This is a genomic window from Anaerobacillus sp. 63XJN7_5_ISO-PGPR-S23-430 (assembly GCF_056173695.1).
The window spans coordinates 585,998-607,126 of sequence record NZ_CM149686.1; the positions used below are offsets into that span (position 1 = coordinate 585,998).

Genomic DNA, 21,129 nt, shown 5'->3' on the forward strand with positions numbered 1-21,129 from the left:
TACAATGGCAGAGAAAAATCTTTACGACGTAGCATACGAATTAGAAAGCGCAATGCGTGAGCACGAGGACTACACAAAGCTTAAAGAATTATATGATCAGGTAAACCAGGATGAAGTAGCAAAGAAACTTTTTGATAACTTCCGTAACATGCAAATGGAGCTTCAACAAAAGCAAATGAGTGGTCAACAGATCACAGAGGAAGAAGCTCAAACGGCTCAACAACAAGTTGAACTTGTTCAGCAGCATGAAGTGATTTCTCAGTTGATGCAACAAGAGCAGCGCATGAGCCAGGTTATTCAGGACATCAACAAAATCGTAACGAAGCCTCTAGAGGACCTTTACGGTAGCCCTGAAGAAGACGTTCAGCAATAATACAAAAAACGGTTCACCCAATTGGGTGAACCGTTTTTTGTATTCATAGTACCGATTACTTGTTCATAAGAAGTAAGTTAGCGTATAACCTTTGTTGCTGTGTGATTTTGGGTTTATTCGAGTGAAACAAATGCTTCAATCGAATAAGCACAAAATGAGAGAGGTGGTATTAAAATATAAAAAAATAAGGACTATGAAGCGTTTTCTATTACGCCAACAACTTCAAATTGAGTTGGTTGCGAAATGATCGTTTCTTCAATGGCGCACTCAGGACAATTTAATTGAAGTTCTCTTTTCTCATTTCCTCCAATAGTACCTCGAAATTCATGATCACATTCAGAGCATTTGTAAATGTGTGGTTCATTGAATTCTCCTGTGCAGTCAAACCTGATTCTCTCTTTTCCTTTGGTCATAAGTAAAACCCCTTTCGTTATTTGTAATCTATTTGTAATAAACTAGTTTCATATTAAAACTTCCCACGGTGTCCGTATTCTAAACGCCAAATTCATCCAAACATGTCATTATCATAAATTTAAGTGATAAGACAAGAATTACGAGTCATAGAGATAAGTGTTATAAGGACTACTTTTTACACAGGAGGGATCCGAATGGTCTATCAACTTCTTGCCTTAGATATTGATGGGACTTTGCTTAGATCCAATCATAAAATTGATAAGGAAACAAAGGACGCTATTAGCTATGTGAGAGAAAAGGGAGTTTACGTTACGCTAACGACTAGTCGCAACTTTGCATCTGCTAAGAAAATTGCAAAGGCGGTGAAGTTAGATGATGTGATGCTCGTTACTCATAGCGGCGCGTTTATTGCTGAAGAGGTTGAAGAACCGGTTTATGAAGAGAGAATACCCAATCAAGATGTTCGTGAGATTGTTAAGATCCTTGAAGGATTTGACTGCCATATTCGCATTATTCATGAACGATTAGCCGTTGGTAATCGCGTAAAGCATAATCATTACTTATCTGCTAAAATGACGCTCGGAATAGGAGATCCATTATTCTACCCCGTGAACTTTGTTGAAACCTTAAGTGAGTATCTCGAAAAGAAAGATTTATCCCCTCCGAAAATTGACGCTCATTTCTTTAATGAAGAAGAAAGAGAGGAAGCCCGTCTCCTGTTAGAAGAGCGAATTCCTTCTATTTCGGTTGTTCGATCGACAAAATGTAATTTTGGAATCATTCCAAAAGGCGTCTCAAAAGCAAAAGGATTGCGCATTTTAGGAGAGAAATTAGGAGTATCTGTCGATCAAATGGTGGTAATTGGCGATGCGGATTGTGATGCTGAAATGATTCGTCAAGCAGGCCTTGGTGTCGCGATGGGAAATGCTTCTTATGAGCTAAAACGACTTGCGGATTGGGTAACCCGCTCAAATGATCAACAGGGCGTATCCTACATGGTTAAAGAAGTTTTTAGAAGACAAATGCGAGTTCAATTAAAAAGGTAATGGTTAAAGAGAATATAGACGCCTTCATCGAACCCTGGCGATTTATGGGGAATGAAGGCGTTTTTTATGTTACTTTTGAATCATTTTAACAAAATGAAAAGGCTTTCACGAAAAAACCGCTAATATGTATAATGTTTGATAATTTTGAATTCTGGAGGGATAGTATGCAAAAATTACTCGACTTGAATCCAAAGGTGACTGAATTTCTGAAAGGAACGAAAAAACTTTATATTAATGGTCAATGGAAGGATTCGTTATCAGGAAGAACATTTGATACCCTAAACCCCTCAACTGGTGAAGTGCTTGCAACAGTTAGTGAAGCCGTGAAAGAAGATATTGATGAAGCCGTTATGGCAGCTCGTAAAGCTTTCGACAGTGGTCCGTGGTCGCGCATGTCTGCGTCAGCTAGAAGCCGATTAATTTATAAGCTTGCTGATTTAATGGAAGAAAATAAAGAAGAACTTGCCATGCTTGATACGCTTGATAACGGAAAGCCGATTCGTGAAACGCAGAATGCCGATGTACCACTAGCGATTGAGCACTTTAGATACTACGCTGGCTGGTCAACAAAAATTATGGGACAAACCATTCCCGTTAATGGACCATATTTTAATTACACACGTCATGAGGCCTTAGGGGTTGTTGGACAAATCATTCCATGGAATTTCCCTCTACTTATGGCGGCATGGAAGCTTGGAGCAGCTTTAGCGACGGGGTGTACCGTTGTTCTTAAACCTGCGGAGCAAACACCACTTTCAGCTCTATATCTAGCGCAGCTGATGGAGGAAGCTGGATTCCCTGAAGGCGTTGTGAACGTCGTACCAGGGTACGGTGAAACAGCAGGTGATGCACTAGTTAAGCATCCAAATGTAGATAAAATTGCATTTACAGGATCAACTGATGTAGGTAAGTATATTATGAACCAGGCTTCGAATGATTTGAAGCGAGTGACGCTTGAGCTGGGAGGTAAATCACCAAATATTATTTTACCAGATGCTGATATGACAAAAGCGATACCAGGCGCGTTAAGCGGTATTATGTTTAATCAAGGACAGGTTTGCTGTGCTGGATCAAGACTATTCGTACAAAAGAAAGCCTATGATAATGTGATGGCTGATTTAGTGAGTCATAGTCAAAAGATCAAGCAGGGAGCAGGATTGGATCCTGAAACGCAAATGGGACCACTCGTATCCGCTGAGCAGCATGAACGCGTAATGAGCTATATTTCAAAAGGGCAGGATGAAGGTGCTGAGTTACTTACTGGAGGACAGGTTCCTTACGATAAGGGATATTATGTCCAACCTACGATTTTCTCTGATGTGGATGATAAAATGACCATTGCAAAAGAGGAAATCTTTGGACCAGTAGTAGCCGCAATGCCGTTTGAAGACCTTGATGAAGTAATCGAGCGAGCGAATGCTTCGAATTATGGACTAGCTGCTGGACTATGGACAGAGAACCTCAAGTCCGCACACTATGTTGCAAACAAAATTAAAGCTGGTACTGTTTGGGTGAATTGCTATAATGCATTTGATGCGGCTTCTCCATTTGGTGGCTATAAGCAATCTGGTATGGGAAGAGAAATGGGCTCCTATGCACTAAATAATTACACAGAAGTGAAGAGCGTTTGGATTAACTTAAAATAACAGAAGAAAACCGCTCGTCCTTTACGGACGGGCGGTTCTTTTTAATGTTCTATTCTTAGGTGAAGTACTTCCAAAGTTTCAATTCGATCAGCTAATCATCAGAAAATAAAAATATGATAGCGCTATCTTTTTAATACGATTAATTTACCAGCAGAGGATACAACTCGTGCCGTATGGTTTTCAAAACCTTTTTGCTTTAAGAGTTCTTCGCCAACTTTTTTTGCTTCTTTGTCATCCTGTGCATCAAAGCTTTCATCTAGAACAGTCTCTCCGCTTTTTTCGAATGCCGTGATAATGTACTTTTCCATATTATCGCCTCCTCCTTTTAGTTTACCGATGTAATAATTTCTTGTCACTTATTTTTGGAAAAAACGAATCTTTTGAGAAAACGAAACGTTATACTAGTTGGGAAGCTATTTTTCATGTAATGAATGTCAATATAAAGGGGGAAGCTATGCTCGAATTTCAGAATGTATCAAAAAGATTCGGACCTTTTACAGCAGTAGAAGGACTTAATTTATCAATTCCTGAGAATGAGATTTTTGGGTTACTTGGAGGTAACGGAGCGGGTAAGACAACAACATTTCGAATGCTATTACGCCTCATTGATCAAACAAATGGAACGATTAGCTGGAAGAAAGAAGAAATATCTTATGATTCAAGCCATTTAATTGGCTATTTACCTGAAGAACGCGGTCTTTATCCAAAGATGAAAGTGAAAGATCAATTAATTTATCTTGGCAAGTTACGTGGGATGAAGAAAGCTGATATTGAGAAAGAAATTGTTATATGGCTTGATCGTTTCAATGTGCCAGAATATCTTGATAAAAAGGTAGAAGAATTATCAAAAGGAAATCAGCAAAAAATACAATTTATTGCAGCAGTTATTCATAAGCCAGAGCTTCTCATTCTTGATGAGCCATTTAGCGGGCTGGATCCAGTAAATGTGGAAGTGTTGAAAGAAGCTGTTCTTGATTTAAAGAATGCAGGAACAACGATCTTGTTTTCTAGTCACCGAATGGAGCATGTGGAAGAACTTTGTGAGCATCTTTGTATACTACATAAAGGAAAAGCAGTTGTTTCTGGGAACTTAAAAGAAATCAAGCGTTCTTATGGTAAGAAAAACATTATCATTGACGTTGATTTTGATCTAACATTTCTAGAAAATATTGAAGGGGTTCATCACATAAAGCAAGGAATGAATTATAGCACTGTTCAAATAGCAAATGAGCAAGTTTCTCAGAAGGTTTTACACGAGTTGATGAACAAAGGGTTTGTTAGAAAGTTTGAACTAGAGGAGCCGTCATTAAACGATATCTTTATTGAGAAAGTGGGTGCGGCATATGAATAAATTTCTTATTGTCCTCTCCCAAACATATTTAAATCGACTGAAGTCCAAGGCATTTATTATTACAACGGTTATTACGCTACTTATGATCTTTCTCATTACAAATCTTTCGACCATTATAGATAATTTCGATTCGAGTGAAGCGGATCGAGTGGGAGTCATCGATACAGCTTCGTATTATACACAACTTGAAAACCAAATGAAGATGATGGAATCTGATATTGTATTAGAAAAATTCGATGGCTCTGAAGAAAAAGCCGAACAGGCTATTGAAGAGGGTGATCTCGATAGCTATTTGATTCTTAAAGAAAACGAAAATTCCGAACCGACGGCCCTTTATAAAGCGGAGACAGTAGCAGAACAAGTCACTCCACAAGTTCTTGAATCAGCACTTCAGCAATTGAAGAGTACAATTGCTGCTGAGAAAGCAGGGGTTACTCAGGAGCAGCTTAGTGAAATCGACCAACCTGTCCAGTTTCAAAAAGTTGCACTCGAAAAAGGAGCAAAGACAGAAGATGAATTAAATCAAGCAAGAGTGTTCGTTTATGTACTTCTATTCGTCATCTATTTTTCAGTGATTTTCTATGGAAATATGGTTGCTGTGGAAGTGGCGACAGAGAAATCATCGAGAGTAATGGAAATCTTAATTTCAAGCGTTTCGCCAGTCAAGCAAATGTTTGGGAAAATACTTGGAATTGCCTTACTCGGTTTAACACAATATGCGATCATTATTGCAAGTGGGTACCTCTTTATGCAAATGCAGGAAGATGAGCTCGCAGAAGCAGGTTTCCTATCCTTTCTTAATTTTAGTAACCTTTCAGCTTCACTCATCATTTATGCGATCGTATTCTTTATTCTTGGCTATTTACTGTATGCGACGATTCTTGCAATGGTAGGCTCACTCGTTAGTAGAGCAGAAGAAGTTCAGCAAATGATTATGCCAGTCCAGTTTCTCATTATCATCGCTTTCTTTATTGCGATGTTTGGACTAAGTACGCCGTCTTCTACATTTGTCACCATTTCGTCCTTCATTCCCTTCTTTACACCAGTAGTGATGTTCTTACGGGTAGGTATGCTCTCCATTCCATTCTGGGAAGTAGCCATTAGTCTTGCACTCCTAATTGGATCGATTGTGTTTTTTGCAATCATCGGGGCGAAAGTTTACAGAGGTGGTGTTCTCATGTATGGGAAATCATCTTCTTTAAAAGATATAGGCAAAGCGTTAAAGCTATCACGACGTGAGTAATAGCTTTCAACTAACAATCTAGAAAGTTCCGGAACTTTAGTTCCCGGGACTTTTCTTTTTTTTCTTGTCGCATGATGAGTATAAAATCATTGAATGAGAAAAAGCGGAATCGTGCGAACGTGCGCTCGTTTGATTATGGTAAAATGAGAGATAGAGAGCATTAGAAAGGGAGATGAGTGATGAAAGAAGTAACCTTTCTGCACTGCGCGGATCTTCATTTAGACAGACCATTTTCCGGTACAAATCAGTTACCTAAATCCATCCATGAGTTTGTTCGAGAAAGTGCCTATCGTTCATTACGAACAATCGTTGATATTGCTATTAATCAACGGGTAGATTTTGTGCTGTTTGCAGGAGATTTATTTGATAGTAGCTATCGTAGCTTGAAAGCACAGATGATTTTATTACAACAATTGAAAAGATTGGATGAGGCAGGCATTTATAGCTATCTTTCTCATGGAAATCACGATGCGCTAGATGGAGAATGGGTTGATTTAACGTGGCCAGATACAAGTTATTTTTTTGGAGCGGAAGTAGAATCGGTTTCGTATAACAGAGATCAGACACCAATCGCATATATTCATGGCTTTAGCTATCCCACGCGTCATGTGAATGAGAAAATGGTAAGTGCATATGAAAGGGTAGATGAAGAGAGTTTCCAGATCGGAATGCTTCATGGGAATTTAGAAGGACAAACAGAACATTCTTCCTATGCTCCATTCACAATAACTGAACTAATGAATAAGAAATTTGATTACTGGGCTCTTGGGCATATTCATCAGAGAGCAATACTATCAGAAGAGCCCTTTATTGTTTATCCCGGTAATATACAAGGAGCACACTCGAAAGAACGTGGTGAAAAAGGGTGTTATGTTGTAAAGTTAAGCGATTCTGAGCCATCGCTTGTTTTTCATCAAACCGCTGATGTAACCTGGCACAAGTCTATTATTGATATTGGACAGTGTGATACGATCCAAGATCTTTTAAATAACTGTGAAGAAATTTTGAACCAGGAAATTTTCTCTACTGGAGGACATTTCATTAATCTTGAATTAGTTGGCAATAGTCCGATACATTCAGAGTTAATACATGGGGATCATTTAGAAGATATATTGCAGACGCTACAACTTAATAGAGAAATGGAAGACGAAGGATTTGTTTGGCCATATAAATTCACACTAAAATCAATGCCACTCTGGGATCGCGAGAATTTAAAACAGCAGAATGGATTTTTACAGGATATTTTATTTACCTCTGATCAGTACGAGCATTCCCAAATGAAAGAAGCGTTAGCTCCGCTATTTGAACATAGACGAGCTAGAAAAGCTCTACACCCCATTGAAGACGAGCAACAATTAATAAAAGAAGCTGAAGAGCTATTACTTACATATCTCATTGAGTCAAAAGGTGGTGAGAGTTAATGAGGTTACTCGGTCTAACAATTTACGGGTTTGGTAAATTTGAGAATTACGAAATCGAAGACGTTTCAACTGAACTTCAGCTTATCTTTGGAGAGAATGAGGCAGGGAAATCTACACTTATCTCTTTTATTGAATATGTTTTATTCGGTTTTCCTAGCAGGCAGGAGAACTATTATGAAATGAATCATCTCTCGCGTTTTGGAGGTAGTCTCTTTGTAGAAGAAAGTGGTGAAGCATTTAGAATTGAACGGACGAGGGATAGGAATTCTGAAAATCTTTATATCTATTTTCGAGATGGTACTTCAGGAAATAGTGATGATTTAAAAAAGCTCTTAAAAGGAATGAATCGAGCTAGTTTTAGACAAATTTTCTTTTGTAACCTTACAACTTTAAATAATGATCATCATTATGATGAAGAAGCGTGGAATCAAGTCCTTTATGAAGCAGGAATGAGCGGTGGAGCTTCATTACTTGAAATTGAAAAGAATTTTGACAAGTGGCAGGGTGAAATTTTTAAGCCTGGAGGAAGAAAACCTCAACTCAATCAAGATGTGGAATCCTACGAATCTTTAAAGAAGAAAACAAACGAATGGGAAAAGAAAAATGAGAACTACAATGAACTTATCAAAAAGACAAAGGAGTTAGAAATAAAAGTTCAAGAAAATGCTGAGCGGTTGCAATTTATCCAAAATGAGCAGCGAAAGCTTGAGCGTGAGAAGCATATCATTCCTTTATTGAATGAGAAAAAAAGACTTGAAGAAGAGATCGAGAATCTTCCTGAGTTTCATCCTTTTCCTGAAGAAGGACTTATAAGAATGGATAAATGGAAAGAACAAGCTGTTCTTCTTTCTGGGGAATTAGAAGGGTTAAAGAAACGAAAAGAACGACTAGAAAATGATATTCATCACGCTCAGTTGCTTCCTGATTCGAATGCGTTCTTACAAGAGGTATCTTATTGGAATGAAGAAATGATTCTTTATCGTGGGAGAGCAGAAGAAAGAAGAAGACTGCAGAGTGAGATACGCTCACTTAATACAACTTTAGAATCAGAGCTAATGGAATTTGGTCAGACTGAAGAAGCTCTTAAGTCCATCCATCCGACCTTTACTGGACGTGAGAGTCTCAAACAATTGGTGGCGTCCTATCAGCTTTCTGATCAGAAATACCAGTATATTCAGGAAGCTTTTCTTTCTGCACGAGATGAACTGGAGAAAGAGGAGAATGAGTATAATCGTCTGAAAACACGCCTTCTTTCACCGAAAGATCGGGAAAGGTTAGAAAAAGAACAATCGTCTTCTACTAATCAGAAGTGGTCGTTTGGGATGATAGCTGTCGCGTTATTAGTCTTTATTATTCTTGGCATTTATGAAAGTTGGCTGCTTGGTTTTGTAGCAGCGGCTATAGTGGTGGGTGGTGCCATTTTAATGAGAATGACCTCTAAAAGTACTGAGACGAAGAGTGAAGATGAGGTGCTTATTCGCGATAGAGAGTTGAGGAGACAAGCTGAGTCATTAAAAGACCAGGTCGATCGCCTTAATCGAACCTATTTGAAAGCAGCTGAAAAAGTAGACTTGTGGGAAGCAGAAAGGTATCAACTTGATGATAAGTTGAAAGAGTGGAGAACGATTCATCCTTTTCCTGAGTACATTCCTACCGATTCATTGCTTGATGCTTTTGATAGGATTGGGTCAATTAAGAAGGTTCAGACGGAACGAAATCAAAAGCAGCAGCAAATAGAAGATCTTGACTACAGTTTAACGGTAGTTGAAGATAGAATAAAGAAACTATGCGAGCGTGCAAATGTTTCCTACCAGGAGCCTGATAAAGCGATACAGCTATTGCTGCAGAAGGCAGAGGAACAAAGAGAATTAATGAGAGACATAGACCTCGCAACAAACAAGCTTCAAGAACTTGAAGAGCAGCTTGGTGGGGGAACCGAAAAGTGGCAAAGCTGTAATGATGAAATGAACAAGCTGATGCGCTTAGCAGGTGAAGATAATGAGGAAGCGTTTCGTGTGAAGGGAAAGGCTCATAAAGAAGCACAAGAGCTTAAACGACAGCTCGCAACGATTACTTCCCAATTAAGTGATGAATCGTTCGTGGAGCATACTACGGTGGAAGAAATCGAATATCATCGTGAACAGCTGGAGCACGAAGAGACTTCTATTATGAAAAAGCAGCAAGGTCTTTATCAACAGATTGCAAGTGAAAACGAACAAATTCGTCTCTTAACAGAAGATGGAACTTACGAAGAACTTCTCTTACAGCGTCAGCAGAAGGAAGATGAGATTAATTCTCTTGCGTGGAAATGGTCTGTACTGAAGGTAGCATCTGATTTTCTAACGAGGGCGAAGGCAAGGTATCAGGAAGAACGTCTCCCCGCGGTCATAAAGAAAGCAGAGAGCTATTTCAACATAATCACAGAAGGTCGGTATACAGCTATTTATCCTCCTGTAGAAGGTAATAAATTTCGAGTGCTGAACGTGGACGGCCGAGCATACAAGCCGTCTGAGTTAAGTAGAGGCACGGCAGAGCAGTTATACCTTTGTATAAGACTTTCGCTTGCGTCTATTTCGACAGTTCAGATGCCTATTTTTCTCGATGACATCTTTGTGAACTTTGATGAAAAAAGAACTGATGTTGCGAAAGCATTTATTAAAAGATTTTCAAAAGACAATCAGGTTATTTTATTAACGTGTCATTCATCTACAACAGTTGGGATAGATGACAGGATTCACATACTTGATCCGTCGCCAGCTTCCACAAAAAAAGGGACAATCTAATGAGGTGATCTTATGGAAGAAGTTTATAAAATACATTTAGTTGAAGATGAAGAAAATCTAGTGCAAATCTTAAAAACGTATATGGAAAAAGAAGGGTTTCAAGTTAAAGCGTTTATGAGTGGTGAGGAAGCACTTGAGAGTATTCACGAATCTTGCCACCTGTGGATTCTAGATATCATGCTACCTGGGATAGATGGGTATGAGTTATTAAAGAAAATAAAAGCTGAAGACGACGTACCGGTTATTTTCATTTCTGCGAGAGATGAGGATCTAGATCGTATTGTAGGATTGGAATTAGGAAGCGATGACTATATTGCTAAACCATTTATGCCGAGAGAACTTATTATTCGCGCCAAAAAATTATTAAAGAGAGTGTACCAACAATCTTCCCAGAAAAGGTTTGAGATTGTGGAGTATGAAATAGATCCGGTATCGAGAAAAGTACTTGATCGAGGAGAGCCAGTTGAATTAACGACGAAGGAAATGGATTTAATTCTTTTCCTAGTCGAGCATGTGAATCAAACCTTATCCCGTGAACAAATTCTCGTTCAGGTATGGGGGGATGATTATGTGGGGTCAGATCGTGCTGTTGACGATGTGATTAGACGAGTAAGAAAGAAAATGCCACGCATGAACCTTGAAACGTCATACGGCCTTGGTTATCGGTTGATTACATGATTCGCTTAAATTTAACGAAACGAATCTGGCTCTCATTTATGATTCTTGTTCTGCTTGTTGGGGTAGTGATTGCGGTGATCTACCCTCTCTCCATTAAAGGCACGCTAACTGAAGAGACATATCAGATTATTGAAAGTGAGCAGCAGCGATATACGTTTCCGGATCAAGACGGGCCACTTCCTCCTCAAACGGATCAAGATTTTATTGAACGAAGAGACGCGGAGCGTTCGGTTGGCCATACGTTGATTACAAGACTTTATAGTGGACCATTGCAGGGAGACCCCATACCTGATGAAGTAATTATCGAAATGCGTAAAAACGCACTTGATCAGAAAGAAGAGAAGGGGCGCTATGAGTTAACGTATAATAATCAGGCATCCTTGTTTTATGTGATATCTAAAGTAGATGTTAACGGACAAGAAGCGTACTTTATCTCTTATATGTGGGACACGTATCGTAATCAAATGATTGATCGCCTCTGGTTTAGACTTATCATTATTTTGCTTTTTGCATTATTGCTTAGTCTTTTGCCTGCAGCGTGGATTGCAAGGTATTTACGGAGACCACTAACCGTTCTCGGAGAACGCTTCGATCAAATTGCTAACCGCAATTGGAAAGAACCTTTCAAGTGGGAAGGTGATGAAGAGTTCCAGAAGCTTTCCAATCAATTTGAATCAATGAGACAGAACTTAATGAGGTATGATAAGGCTCAGAAAACGTTTATACAGCATGCCTCTCATGAATTGAAAACACCAATTATGATCATTAAAAGTTATGCCCAATCCATTAAAGATGGCGTAATGCCAGATTCTCTTGATAATACAATGACAATTATCCTAAATGAGTCTGATCGGATGGATCAAAGGGTAAAAGGGATGCTTACTTATATTAAACTAGATTCCATTGATGAACCTGAGGGAAACTGGGAACCATTTCGATTTGGGGTTCTTGCTGAAGAGATTCGTGAACGATTCATGTACCAGCGTGAAGATGTGACGTTTACAATATCTGGTGAAAATGTTGAGTTGATGGCTGTTCACGAACAGATGTTAACTGCTATGGACAATCTTGTTCAAAATGCATTGCGGTATGCGAAAAGCGAAATTCACTTAAATGCAATCCAGAGGGATGAAACCATCATACTAGAAGTGTTTAATGATGGAGAAGAAATTTCGTTTCAAAAGGTAGAAAAAGAGCAGTTGTTTGAACCTTTCCAAAAAGGGGATAAAGGTCAATTTGGGATTGGTCTAGCTATTGTAAAGAAAATTGCTGAACGTCACTCAGGTAAAGCTGAAGTGGCGAACTTGGACCATGGTGTTGTTTTCTCAATTATATTGCCAAAAAAACGAAGCGAAAGGTCCTAATGATGTATTAGGGCTATGCTATACTAGGTAAATACATTTTGCCCCGGAGGTGGAAAGATGAAGGAATTCAAAGGAATCGGACATTATCGCGTAGGAGATCAAGTTGATCACTACTTATTAATTAAATCATCAGTAAAAGGTGTAGCAAGTAACGGAAAACCTTTCCTTACTTTAATTCTTCAAGATAAATCTGGAGATATTGAAGCAAAGCTCTGGGATGCTTCTCCAGACGATGAAGAAAGCTTTGATGCTCAGCAGATCATCAAGGTAAAAGGAGACGTGACAAGCTACCGTGGACGCAATCAGCTTAGAATTAAAGCGATACGTCTCGCAACAGACATGGATCAAGTCAAGGTGGGTGATTTCGTTGAAACGGCACCTCTTGAGATGAACGAAATCATGGAGAAAGTGACGCAATATGTATTTGAAATGCGTAATCCAAACATACAACGGATTACACGTCACCTTGTGAAAAAACACCAAAATGACTTTCTGACTTTTCCTGCAGCAACGAAAAATCACCATGAATTTGTGTCAGGCTTATCCTATCATGTTGTTTCGATGCTTGATATTGCCAAGTCGTTAGCGAATCTTTATCCTTCTCTAGATACGGATCTGCTATATGGTGGGATAATCCTCCATGATCTTGGAAAAGTAGTTGAACTGTCCGGATCCATTGCAGCAAGCTATACGAATGAAGGGAAATTACTTGGCCATATTTCCATCATGGTTAATGAAATCGGTCAGGCTGCAAAAGAATTAGAAATTGACGGTGAAGAAGTGATGCTTCTTCAACATCTTATCTTAAGTCATCATGGAAAAGCGGATTGGGGGAGTCCTAAACCTCCTATGATTCGTGAAGCAGAAATGCTGCATATGATTGATAACATTGATGCGAAAATGAATATGCTCGATAGAGCTCTTGATAAAGTAGAACCTGGCGAATTTACTGATCGAGTGTTTGCACTTGATAATCGTTCATTCTACAAGCCTAAAATGAGTACTATTGATAGCTCGAAAAAATAAAACAGGCAAATCCAAGAGAAATGTGCTCTATGAGCCGTTTCTCTTTTTTTATGGTCATGTTACGTTAATTGTAAGCGTATAAGCAAGCCAAGTATCCATTCAATTTACTAACTTAGCCTTAGGATACATGCATAGTGGAGGAAGTACATGAGAATAAAAGATTGGGATCGGAATTTAAAGATACGGCTTTTGGGTGAAGGGATGATGAACATTCTTTTTTGGATGTTCTTCCCGTTTATGGCTATTTACTTTTCGGAGTCCTTTGGCAAAGGAATGGCCGGACTCTTACTTGTTTTATCACAGGTTGTTGCTGTTGTAGCTAACTTAGTAGGAGGATATTGTGCAGATCAGTATGGACGAAAGAAAATGATGTTTATCTCTGCAGTGGGTCAAGGACTCACCTTTGTCGTATTTGCTTTCGCAAACTCCCCATGGCTTGTTTCACCAATGCTAACGTTCATTAGCTTCTCCATTCTTGGGGTATTTGGGTCATTGTATTGGCCAGCTAGTCACGCAATGGTGGCAGATGTTGTGGCGGAAAAAGATCGTAATACGGTTTTTGCCGTTTTCTATACAGCTTTAAATATTTCTGTTGTTGTAGGGCCAATATTAGGCGGTCTTTTTTTCTTTCAACATCGATTCCCTTTACTTCTTATCGCTTCTATTGTCAGTTTCGCCGTCGCGGCATTGATTGCAATCTACGTTCGTGAAACAGCACCAGAGAAAAGAGAAAACAGTCTCGTTTCAGATTCATCTGTAAAATGGACAAGGTTTATTTGGGATCAGCTTCAAGATTATCGAATCATTGTTAAAGATAAGGTCTTTCTTTTATTTATACTTGCTGGAATACTAGTAGCACAAACGTTTATGCAGATGGACTTATTAATTGCCGTTTATTTGAGTGAAAAAGTACCTGACCAACCAGTGTTAACCTTCTTTAATACAGTCATTACTGCAGACGGAAATCGCATTTTTAGTTGGCTTATTTCAGAAAATGGGTTATTAGTTGCTCTATTAACAGTGTTTATGACGACTAAAATGAGTAAATTCAAAGAACGTAACGTCTTTATTTTCTCCTGCATGATTTATGCTGTCAGCATGATTTTATTTGGTCATGTAACGTCCGTTTGGCTACTTGCCATTGCGATGCTTGTATTTACGATGGGAGAACTGATGGTTGTGGGTATTCAAGAGGGTTTTGTATCACGCTTGGCACCGGAAAATATGCGCGGGCAGTATTTTGCGGCTGCAAGTCTTCGCTTTACAATTGGAAGAACTCTTGCACCAGCTGCCATCCCGCTCACAGCTCTCCTAGGGTTTCAATGGACTTTCTATCTCATTAGTTTCCTTGCGATCATTGCGGGAGTTATCTATTATGTAATGTTTGATATGCGAAGTAAACAGGGAGCGTACGGGCAATCATAATTCTTCTAGGAGGAATAAATCACGATCTTTGCTCATAAATTGTAGTAATTAATGGAGCTTGTACGAAAGAAGGAAAGGAAGTGCTTTAGGTGAGAAAGAGTGTTCTTATACTTCTTGGATTTCTATTGATTCTTAGTCTATTTCAGCTTACAGAAGTGTCTTCAACGTTATCGGGAGTATTCTCTTCATTTCCCTGGTGGCTCTATTTTGTACTAGCGGGGATTGTTTACAGCGGTTATAAAACGATGCAATTGACGGCTGAAGAGAAAAAAATCGATCAGATCCATATTGAAGAAGAAGGACGAGTATATGTGGAGAGAATGGAAGAAGAGCGGGAGCGGAGGAAACAGCGTATAACAGAACACTAAATAAAAAAAACGAAAGAGCTAATTTAGCTCTTTCGTTTTTTTTATTTATTCATTTGACTCTTTGGACTCTTCTTCAGTGTTAGCACTGTCATCAGCTGGTTCGTCAGCAGCTTCTTCGACTTTAAAGAGATCTTCAAACTGATCGTCTTTTACTTTAATATCAGACTCTTTAATAAGCTCATCGATTACAGTTGGAACATCTTTTGCGTTTTGTAACATATATTGTTCTTCAACTTGTTCTTTAGCATCTTCAAACGGCATCACCGTTTTCTTCTTTAGCTTAATAATGTGATACCCAAATTGTGATTGGACGATATCACTTACTTCGCCCTCTTTCAATGCAAAGGCTGCTTCTTCAAACTCAGCAACCATGTCGCCTTTTTTGAAGACGCCAAGATCGCCACCGTTTTCAGCAGATCCATCTTTAGAATACTCTTTGGCAAGCTCAGCGAAATCGCCGCCATCTTCCAATTTCTTTTGAACTTCTTTAGCAGTGTCTTCATCGTCAACTAAAATATGGCTCGCTTCTAGTTCAGTGAAAAGGTTTTTGTTTTCATCGTAGAATTCTTTTAGCTTCTCATCTGAAACTTCTACTCCCTCAGTTGCAGCTTTTTGAGCTAATAGCTGCTTACGTACATCAACTTTGAATTGTTCAAGGTCTTTGTAACCATTTGATTGAAGGGCTTGTTCAAGTTGTTCATCGGTTTCAAAGTTTTCTTTAATTTTATCAAGTTCTGCATCGACTTCTTTATCGGTTACATCATATTTATCTTCAAGAATTTTAGTTTGGACAAGGTCACTTAATACTGCTTCACCAGATTGATCTTTTAACGCTTGATAGAACTCTTCCTTTGTAACATCTCCAGCACTTGTTTCGACTACGGCTTCTGAATTATCCGCAGAGTCATTGCTACAAGCAGATATCGCGAGTAGGGCGATCAATGCAGAAAGCATTATGAACATTTTTTTCATCAAACATACACTCCTAAAGGGTTAGTTAAATTTAACAAAATTGTGATACAGTTAATACTATAGCATAGAAAGATAAGTGAAGTTAAATTCAATTGGAAATATGAGAAAAATTACACAAAACAGGCGAATTTTATGGGAAATTGATATAATAAAAGCGAGAATACAGTGTGATTCCCTAACCGGGTTAAAACCACTAAAAAAAGATGAGGCATTTGGCCTCATCTTTTTCAATCGTTCGTTAGGTAATAGGCTACCTAAGATTCTAAGTGAATAAAACTTCTACATATGAAGAAATGAGCAAAATAGTAATAAGAACGTTAATGGTTCTAAATACATTAGGCTGTTTTTCTTCAGGAATGTTTTTCTTCAAGCATAGTGCATTTGTCATTGAATTAAATGTGACTAGAATGAAAGTCGCAAATAGGATGAAGAATATTCCAATCATGGTCATTTCAGTACCTCCCAGAGTCCAATTCGATAATTCGAAGAAATATATAACGGTTTACTTTAACTTATCTTTCGATCCGTAGTATCATGGAAAATATTCGTCCCATAAGGAGCTGTTCAAATGTTTAAAAACCGATGGAAGGCGGCCTTTATCATTCTCTTCGCTGCCGTCATTCTCATCTTCGCAGGAATAGTAGGATTCTATCAATACTATTTTCCTGAAAGTGAAATTGCCAAACTCTCAAATGAGAAAAACACAGAAGAACCTTTTGAAACAACCTTTTCCATCCAGATGAAAAAAGATGAATTGAACGAGATCATCAATCGAGAACTTGAAAAGTATAGCGAGAAACAGGAGAACATCGGTTATAATGTAAACCTTGATGAACTTGCAACTTTCCAGGGGTATGTGACGATTTTTGATCGTAAAGTTGATTTTTTTCTTAAGTTTGAGCCACAGGTACAGCCAAATGGTGACCTTTTATTAAAAGAAAAATCTTTTCAAATTGGTTTGCTTGAACTCCCAAGTGATAAAGTTCTTTCTTTTATAAAAAAGCAGGCATCATTGCCGCCTGAAATAACAATTGATTCTGATGAAGGGACAATCTACATGGCTGTAAGCGAATTAGAATTGAAGAATGATATGAAACTAAGGGCTAAATCATTCGATCTTCCTAATGATGAAATTGTTTTCGATGCTTACTATCCTATTAATTAGTTCCTTGTCCTAATATTATTATGAAGGAAGTCTCATAAGAATTCAATACTGCTGACCTAGTGGCCAATCCAAAAGAACAGAGCGCTGAATTTCAGCGCTCTGTTTTTATTCTATTAGCTATGTTAATGAGCTCAAAATCGAGCAATTATTGTTGTATAGCTAATCTATTAGGGGCATCATATTTTATTCTTTCTCTCTGAAGTCTATTGTTTAATAGAGTGTCAGATTAGTTATTAAGAAGCCCGTTTAATAAGAATATGGAAACCTTCACTTCGATCCTCAACATAAGCATTCTTCGGTGCACGGAGCACCTGAGAAGCGTAAAGGAAGTCACTAAAGCTAAACCCAAGATTTATAGCTGCTAGGATCGAGAAGAACGATACATAAGCTGGCATATAAACTGACGCAATTATAGCTGCGGTCGTAATCGAAACCGCAGGTGCAAGTGCCGCAATTAAAAAGAGGTTACGTGAAATTGGGCTGCACGTTTCACAGCGCATCATCGGTACGATCACAAATCCTTTTTCTAATTTCATTGTTGCTTTTAATCCGGCTATTGTTAAAGGAAGCCAGTGTATTAGCTTATGAATAGGGAAAAGGACAGCTAAGGAACCGAGAAACGGTAAAATTGGTACGATCGCATGTTTTGTTGTCGGGTATAACATACTGAACACAAGATAAAACGCAATAAAGTATAATAAGGTTAACAGCATCGAGAAAATCGTTAATCGATGTGTACCGAATTCGCGATGTAGATAAATCGATTTCCAACAATTCATAAGAATCACCTGCTTTCGTAGCTTTCAATTTAGTTGATGTTTATTGAATACTCGTATACTGTACAGCGATTCTCGGAAGAAATCAACACGTTTTTTTAGAAAGAAATTAGTCAAAATTATTTTGACAAAATCAGCGGTTTTTCGCGCTGGATTAGTCTGGAAAATACATTTCAATTTAAAACCCGTTCCGTTAAACTATAAGTACTATTAATTGCACAGTAAGGAGTTAAGTCAGATGGAAGCTATCCACAAAAGATTAGATAAAATTGAATTTCATATGCGCCTACTTGCAAAGATGGAAGAGGAAGGAGACTATCCCTTTTACCGCCTTGTGATTGACAGAGGGCTGACAGAGTCAGAAGTGTCAGAAGTATATCAATTATGCGTAGAGGTGAACCAAAAAATGCATGAGCAGATCGAGGAGGGTCTCTTGAACCGTTCCACGTTGCTCACGCATTTCGTAGGGATGTTAAATATTAAATTGGAGCCCCTCTCAACCATTAAAGCACTGCAATCTCAAGAAGAGGTTTATAGAGAACTTATGGAGACGCTATTAAAAGTGTCGCCTTATCGTTAGAAAAGATTGGAGCGCTCTTTATCATCTTGTTCAGTGAGTTCTCTAGAGAATTCACTTTCAAGCTTGGTGAAAGATTTTTGGAAGATTTCCATGAAGTCTTCACCATATAGGCCTTTAATGACACACATCATCTCAGTAAATTCAGGGAATTTACCGTATAGTTCTCTAATCGGCATGGAAGCTTTCAAAACACTATCTCGACTTGGTGAATAATGTTTCCATGTTTCCTGAAGCAGCTTCTCTCCCTTTTCGGTAAGCTGTACATATGTATTTCGCTTATCATTCTCTTTTTTTGAGAATGTGAGGAGAGACCTAGATTCAAGTTTTTTTGAAAAGTTAAACGCTGTTGAGACGTGCATAACGCCAAACTTCGCAATATCTGATATTGAAGAGCCGTCAAGATGATAAGCAATTGAAAGAATATGGTGCTCATTAATATTGAGATCGAATGGCTTGAGCCAATCTTGCCAATCTCGCTCAACAGATTTCCAAAGTGCTTTGCTTAATTGGCCAATTCGATGGCTAAAAATCATTGCTTCTTGAATAGAAATTTCCTGTTCTTCTTTCATAAATGCCCTCCTTTACAACTAGATGATTCAAGCTATATTAGAATATTGTTGATCTTCGGTAAAAAAACCGGCTATTTTGAAGCCGGACTGTTTACTTCTTCTTTGACTGTTTCAATCGTCTTCTGCATTTCCTCGACATCTGCCTTTAGCCTAGTTAAATTCGGTTCAATATCCTGTTGAAATGAAGAGATGGATCGTTTAAGGTCAGCGGCTACTTCCTGAATAATTTCTTTGCCTTCTGAAGAAAGCTGTTTTACTTGAGCGGTCAGTTCGTTAAGATCACTTTTAAGCTTAGTAAACCCTTCCTTTATATCATCACTCTTCTCTTTAGCGTCAGTCATTAATTCTTTTCCGGATTTCGGAGTGGTTAAAAGTACAGAAGCAGCGGAAACTACCCCGCCTACTACAAATCCTGTTAATAATGTTTTTGCTTTTCCCATGATGTTCATCCTTTCCTATCCAAATCCTTATACTTCTACTTAAAGACATTAGTTCGCCATCCCAGTCAAGAATCCTGCTTTCTCCTTTCATTAATTCGTTGTGGTTATGAAAGCAGTGGGCATCACATATACCTTTTAGTATACGCTACGGTAAATGGAGGGGACGGGTATGGCTGGATTTATCTTTTTCCTTATTGCAGCTGGCAGTCTACTATTAACCGCAACAGTAAGCAGGCTGTTATTAATTAGAAAATATTCATTTCACAATGAACGAATGATCCGAAAGCAAAAAAGCGCCTACTTATTTGGTACGTTTGCGATTGTTTTCCTTGTGCTTGGGGTATCGATGGCCATGCTTATTTTCTAATGATGTCCTTTATTTTCCCCACGGCTTTCAACTTGCAAACATAAAAACGATATTAAAGGTTAGAATCACGCTCATTTGAGGTATCTTATAGAGAGAAGGGTATTTAAGGAGCGTGAAATAATGAATCGTATGATTAAAAGTGTTTTTAAGAGAATGACAAAGAAGGCAGTAATGGTTATGAAGGATAAAGACAAAATGAAGGATGTTTCAATCGAATCCTTGAAAAAAGGAGCCCTATACAATGGGCGTAAGGGCATGGATGAGATGTGGGTGGATGTGAAGACGTTCTCGAGACTTGTCCAGGAATTTCGTAAAGGAAGTTATCGCGATATTTCAAAAAAATCAGTCGTTATGATTGTAGGAGCATTACTTTATTTTATTAGTCCTATTGATGCGGTTCCTGATTTATTAGCGGGAGTCGGGCTTCTTGATGATGTAGCAGTAATAGGATTTGTTGCAAGTCAATTAAAGCATGAGTTAGAAAAGTTCCGAGAGTGGGAAACAGGAGTGAAAATATAAAAAAACGGCCAATTTGGCCGTTTTTTTTGTGTTTATTTAGAAAGCGAAGCTAGTACGTTTAAGGATTGATTGTACAACTGGAAAGATTAGTACCATTGCAATGGTATTTACTACGGCTGTTGGAAGAACAACGGTAACAAACAGTCCAGTGAATGCGGCGCCACCAGGAAGTCCTGCAAAGACAAGAGCAGCTCCAAGGAATATAGCCCCACTAATCATCGTGCCGATTGCTGTTAAAATTCCAACTGTTACTAATGATTGGCCAAACCGCTGAACGAGTAAATAAAGACCAAAGAAAGCAAAAGCTGTCACAGGTTTATCAATCATGTTAGCAAGTTGTCCACCAGGGAATGTTGTCGTTGCAGCAGAGATAACTCCTGTCGCAAGTCCGAGTACAAGAACGCTTTTGCGCTCAGGAAATAGTAATATTCCTAGAAACATCATTGTAAGAAGCATATCGTTCTTCATGCCAGAAATTAAGCCAGGTATAATTGCGTGTAGAATCGTTCCAATACCAAGTAGTAAAGCCATGAGTACTAAATTTTTTGTTTTCATAAAGAAATCTCTCCTCTTCTCATCTCATTCTCCGTCAAAAGACGGTGT

Annotated in this window: 24 protein-coding genes; 16 read left to right on the forward strand and 8 right to left on the reverse strand. The window is 38.5% G+C overall.

Annotation, left to right across the window (positions count from 1 at the left end):
• The first annotated feature begins 4 nt into the window (after positions 1-4).
• A complete protein-coding gene (locus AC0VYJ_RS03215) occupies positions 5-373 on the forward strand; it encodes a YlbF/YmcA family competence regulator (protein WP_194220021.1) in 369 nt (122 codons plus the stop codon).
• 191 nt (positions 374-564) lie between these two features.
• On the opposite strand, the gene AC0VYJ_RS03220 is transcribed toward AC0VYJ_RS03215, so the two are convergent.
• On the reverse strand, positions 565-786 hold the full coding sequence (locus AC0VYJ_RS03220) for a hypothetical protein (RefSeq protein WP_194220020.1): 222 nt from the start codon (positions 784-786) through the stop codon (positions 565-567).
• A gap of 195 nt (positions 787-981) precedes the next feature.
• On the opposite strand from AC0VYJ_RS03220, the gene AC0VYJ_RS03225 reads away from it, so the two are divergent.
• Together AC0VYJ_RS03225 and AC0VYJ_RS03230 are read left to right on the forward strand one after the other, a co-directional pair.
• Positions 982-1,833, forward strand: coding sequence for a Cof-type HAD-IIB family hydrolase (locus AC0VYJ_RS03225; RefSeq protein WP_404684046.1), 852 nt, complete (start codon positions 982-984; stop codon positions 1,831-1,833).
• Between the two features lie 164 nt (positions 1,834-1,997).
• Complete coding sequence (locus AC0VYJ_RS03230) at positions 1,998-3,479, forward strand: aldehyde dehydrogenase family protein (protein ID WP_194220018.1); 1,482 nt, start codon at positions 1,998-2,000, stop codon at positions 3,477-3,479.
• A 122-nt stretch (positions 3,480-3,601) separates the two neighbouring features.
• Here the strand turns inward: AC0VYJ_RS03230 and AC0VYJ_RS03235 are convergent, their stop codons facing one another.
• Entirely contained in the window at positions 3,602-3,787 is a 186-nt protein-coding gene (locus AC0VYJ_RS03235; protein WP_194220017.1) for a YhzD family protein, read from the reverse strand.
• Between the two features lie 146 nt (positions 3,788-3,933).
• Here AC0VYJ_RS03235 and AC0VYJ_RS03240 point away from each other — a divergent pair, with 146 nt between their 5' ends.
• The 9 genes from AC0VYJ_RS03240 to AC0VYJ_RS03280 all read left to right on the forward strand — a co-directional run bounded on the left by AC0VYJ_RS03240 (position 3,934) and on the right by AC0VYJ_RS03280 (position 15,138).
• Entirely contained in the window at positions 3,934-4,830 is an 897-nt protein-coding gene (locus tag AC0VYJ_RS03240) for an ABC transporter ATP-binding protein (RefSeq protein ID WP_475366508.1), read from the forward strand.
• Complete coding sequence (locus AC0VYJ_RS03245) at positions 4,823-6,073, forward strand: ABC transporter permease (protein ID WP_475366509.1); 1,251 nt, start codon at positions 4,823-4,825, stop codon at positions 6,071-6,073. Before AC0VYJ_RS03240 ends, AC0VYJ_RS03245 begins: the two co-directional genes overlap by 8 nt.
• A gap of 179 nt (positions 6,074-6,252) precedes the next feature.
• Positions 6,253-7,494, forward strand: a complete 1,242-nt coding sequence (locus AC0VYJ_RS03250) for a metallophosphoesterase family protein (RefSeq protein WP_475366510.1) — start codon at positions 6,253-6,255, stop codon at positions 7,492-7,494.
• The gene (locus AC0VYJ_RS03255; protein WP_475366511.1) at positions 7,494-10,277 is read left to right on the forward strand and encodes an ATP-binding protein; all 2,784 of its coding nucleotides are present in this window, start codon (positions 7,494-7,496) and stop codon (positions 10,275-10,277) included. The genes AC0VYJ_RS03250 and AC0VYJ_RS03255 overlap by 1 nt, the downstream gene beginning before the upstream one ends.
• Before the next feature lie 12 nt (positions 10,278-10,289).
• Positions 10,290-10,955 (forward strand): response regulator transcription factor, encoded by a 666-nt coding sequence (locus tag AC0VYJ_RS03260; RefSeq protein ID WP_430243196.1) that lies wholly within the window; start codon positions 10,290-10,292, stop codon positions 10,953-10,955.
• Positions 10,952-12,319 (forward strand): sensor histidine kinase, encoded by a 1,368-nt coding sequence (locus AC0VYJ_RS03265; protein WP_194220011.1) that lies wholly within the window; start codon positions 10,952-10,954, stop codon positions 12,317-12,319. The genes AC0VYJ_RS03260 and AC0VYJ_RS03265 overlap by 4 nt, the downstream gene beginning before the upstream one ends.
• Positions 12,320-12,376: 57 nt before the next feature.
• Positions 12,377-13,345 (forward strand): 3'-5' exoribonuclease YhaM, encoded by a 969-nt coding sequence (yhaM, locus tag AC0VYJ_RS03270; protein WP_430243198.1) that lies wholly within the window; start codon positions 12,377-12,379, stop codon positions 13,343-13,345.
• 147 nt (positions 13,346-13,492) lie between these two features.
• Complete coding sequence (locus AC0VYJ_RS03275) at positions 13,493-14,770, forward strand: MDR family MFS transporter (RefSeq protein ID WP_430243200.1); 1,278 nt, start codon at positions 13,493-13,495, stop codon at positions 14,768-14,770.
• Positions 14,771-14,859: 89 nt separating this feature from the next.
• Positions 14,860-15,138 (forward strand): sporulation YhaL family protein, encoded by a 279-nt coding sequence (locus tag AC0VYJ_RS03280; protein WP_283153030.1) that lies wholly within the window; start codon positions 14,860-14,862, stop codon positions 15,136-15,138.
• A gap of 45 nt (positions 15,139-15,183) precedes the next feature.
• Here AC0VYJ_RS03280 and AC0VYJ_RS03285 read toward each other — a convergent pair whose 3' ends face one another.
• Together AC0VYJ_RS03285 and AC0VYJ_RS03290 are read right to left on the reverse strand one after the other, a co-directional pair.
• Complete coding sequence (locus AC0VYJ_RS03285) at positions 15,184-16,110, reverse strand: peptidylprolyl isomerase (RefSeq protein ID WP_475366512.1); 927 nt, start codon at positions 16,108-16,110, stop codon at positions 15,184-15,186.
• A 262-nt stretch (positions 16,111-16,372) separates the two neighbouring features.
• The gene (locus AC0VYJ_RS03290; RefSeq protein ID WP_194220063.1) at positions 16,373-16,555 is read right to left on the reverse strand and encodes a hypothetical protein; all 183 of its coding nucleotides are present in this window, start codon (positions 16,553-16,555) and stop codon (positions 16,373-16,375) included.
• Positions 16,556-16,678: 123 nt separating this feature from the next.
• Between AC0VYJ_RS03290 and AC0VYJ_RS03295 the strand changes: the two genes are divergently transcribed.
• Positions 16,679-17,275, forward strand: coding sequence for a YpmS family protein (locus AC0VYJ_RS03295; RefSeq protein WP_475366513.1), 597 nt, complete (start codon positions 16,679-16,681; stop codon positions 17,273-17,275).
• Positions 17,276-17,508: 233 nt separating this feature from the next.
• On the opposite strand, the gene AC0VYJ_RS03300 is transcribed toward AC0VYJ_RS03295, so the two are convergent.
• Positions 17,509-18,054 (reverse strand): DUF3267 domain-containing protein, encoded by a 546-nt coding sequence (locus tag AC0VYJ_RS03300; protein WP_475366514.1) that lies wholly within the window; start codon positions 18,052-18,054, stop codon positions 17,509-17,511.
• 235 nt (positions 18,055-18,289) lie between these two features.
• Between AC0VYJ_RS03300 and AC0VYJ_RS03305 the strand changes: the two genes are divergently transcribed.
• Positions 18,290-18,631 carry a DUF1878 family protein gene (locus AC0VYJ_RS03305; protein WP_430246908.1) on the forward strand — a complete coding sequence of 114 codons (342 nt, stop codon included), beginning with the start codon at positions 18,290-18,292 and terminating at the stop codon, positions 18,629-18,631.
• Here AC0VYJ_RS03305 and AC0VYJ_RS03310 read toward each other — a convergent pair.
• On the reverse strand, positions 18,628-19,200 hold the full coding sequence (locus AC0VYJ_RS03310; RefSeq protein WP_430246907.1) for an HTH-type transcriptional regulator Hpr: 573 nt from the start codon (positions 19,198-19,200) through the stop codon (positions 18,628-18,630). The two genes, AC0VYJ_RS03305 and AC0VYJ_RS03310, sit on opposite strands and share 4 nt — an antisense overlap.
• 71 nt (positions 19,201-19,271) lie before the next feature.
• Entirely contained in the window at positions 19,272-19,640 is a 369-nt protein-coding gene (locus tag AC0VYJ_RS03315) for a YtxH domain-containing protein (protein ID WP_430246905.1), read from the reverse strand.
• Positions 19,641-19,809: 169 nt separating this feature from the next.
• On the opposite strand from AC0VYJ_RS03315, the gene AC0VYJ_RS03320 reads away from it, so the two are divergent.
• Both AC0VYJ_RS03320 and AC0VYJ_RS03325 read left to right on the forward strand, forming a co-directional pair.
• A complete protein-coding gene (locus tag AC0VYJ_RS03320) occupies positions 19,810-20,007 on the forward strand; it encodes a hypothetical protein (RefSeq protein WP_194220001.1) in 198 nt (65 codons plus the stop codon).
• 120 nt (positions 20,008-20,127) lie between these two features.
• Positions 20,128-20,526, forward strand: a complete 399-nt coding sequence (locus AC0VYJ_RS03325; RefSeq protein ID WP_475366515.1) for a YkvA family protein — start codon at positions 20,128-20,130, stop codon at positions 20,524-20,526.
• A 36-nt stretch (positions 20,527-20,562) separates the two neighbouring features.
• Here the strand turns inward: AC0VYJ_RS03325 and AC0VYJ_RS03330 are convergent, their stop codons facing one another.
• Positions 20,563-21,081 (reverse strand): tryptophan transporter, encoded by a 519-nt coding sequence (locus AC0VYJ_RS03330; RefSeq protein ID WP_430246902.1) that lies wholly within the window; start codon positions 21,079-21,081, stop codon positions 20,563-20,565.
• Positions 21,082-21,129: the final 48 nt, after the last annotated feature.

Coding starts and splice junctions, on each gene's coding strand:
- AC0VYJ_RS03220 (WP_194220020.1), bottom strand. CDS start 786: ATGACCAAAGGAAAAGAGAGAATCAGGTTTGACTGCACAGGAGAATTC.
- AC0VYJ_RS03300 (WP_475366514.1), bottom strand. CDS start 18,054: ATGAATTGTTGGAAATCGATTTATCTACATCGCGAATTCGGTACACAT.
- AC0VYJ_RS03330 (WP_430246902.1), bottom strand. CDS start 21,081: ATGAAAACAAAAAATTTAGTACTCATGGCTTTACTACTTGGTATTGGA.
- AC0VYJ_RS03235 (WP_194220017.1), bottom strand. CDS start 3,787: ATGGAAAAGTACATTATCACGGCATTCGAAAAAAGCGGAGAGACTGTT.
- AC0VYJ_RS03325 (WP_475366515.1), top strand. CDS start 20,128: ATGAATCGTATGATTAAAAGTGTTTTTAAGAGAATGACAAAGAAGGCA.
- AC0VYJ_RS03320 (WP_194220001.1), top strand. CDS start 19,810: ATGGCTGGATTTATCTTTTTCCTTATTGCAGCTGGCAGTCTACTATTA.
- AC0VYJ_RS03265 (WP_194220011.1), top strand. CDS start 10,952: ATGATTCGCTTAAATTTAACGAAACGAATCTGGCTCTCATTTATGATT.
- AC0VYJ_RS03275 (WP_430243200.1), top strand. CDS start 13,493: ATGAGAATAAAAGATTGGGATCGGAATTTAAAGATACGGCTTTTGGGT.
- AC0VYJ_RS03240 (WP_475366508.1), top strand. CDS start 3,934: ATGCTCGAATTTCAGAATGTATCAAAAAGATTCGGACCTTTTACAGCA.
- AC0VYJ_RS03225 (WP_404684046.1), top strand. CDS start 982: ATGGTCTATCAACTTCTTGCCTTAGATATTGATGGGACTTTGCTTAGA.
- AC0VYJ_RS03250 (WP_475366510.1), top strand. CDS start 6,253: ATGAAAGAAGTAACCTTTCTGCACTGCGCGGATCTTCATTTAGACAGA.
- yhaM (WP_430243198.1), top strand. CDS start 12,377: ATGAAGGAATTCAAAGGAATCGGACATTATCGCGTAGGAGATCAAGTT.
- AC0VYJ_RS03310 (WP_430246907.1), bottom strand. CDS start 19,200: ATGAAAGAAGAACAGGAAATTTCTATTCAAGAAGCAATGATTTTTAGC.
- AC0VYJ_RS03285 (WP_475366512.1), bottom strand. CDS start 16,110: ATGAAAAAAATGTTCATAATGCTTTCTGCATTGATCGCCCTACTCGCG.
- AC0VYJ_RS03245 (WP_475366509.1), top strand. CDS start 4,823: ATGAATAAATTTCTTATTGTCCTCTCCCAAACATATTTAAATCGACTG.
- AC0VYJ_RS03230 (WP_194220018.1), top strand. CDS start 1,998: ATGCAAAAATTACTCGACTTGAATCCAAAGGTGACTGAATTTCTGAAA.
- AC0VYJ_RS03215 (WP_194220021.1), top strand. CDS start 5: ATGGCAGAGAAAAATCTTTACGACGTAGCATACGAATTAGAAAGCGCA.
- AC0VYJ_RS03315 (WP_430246905.1), bottom strand. CDS start 19,640: ATGGGAAAAGCAAAAACATTATTAACAGGATTTGTAGTAGGCGGGGTA.
- AC0VYJ_RS03255 (WP_475366511.1), top strand. CDS start 7,494: ATGAGGTTACTCGGTCTAACAATTTACGGGTTTGGTAAATTTGAGAAT.
- AC0VYJ_RS03260 (WP_430243196.1), top strand. CDS start 10,290: ATGGAAGAAGTTTATAAAATACATTTAGTTGAAGATGAAGAAAATCTA.
- AC0VYJ_RS03305 (WP_430246908.1), top strand. CDS start 18,290: ATGGAAGCTATCCACAAAAGATTAGATAAAATTGAATTTCATATGCGC.
- AC0VYJ_RS03295 (WP_475366513.1), top strand. CDS start 16,679: ATGTTTAAAAACCGATGGAAGGCGGCCTTTATCATTCTCTTCGCTGCC.
- AC0VYJ_RS03290 (WP_194220063.1), bottom strand. CDS start 16,555: ATGATTGGAATATTCTTCATCCTATTTGCGACTTTCATTCTAGTCACA.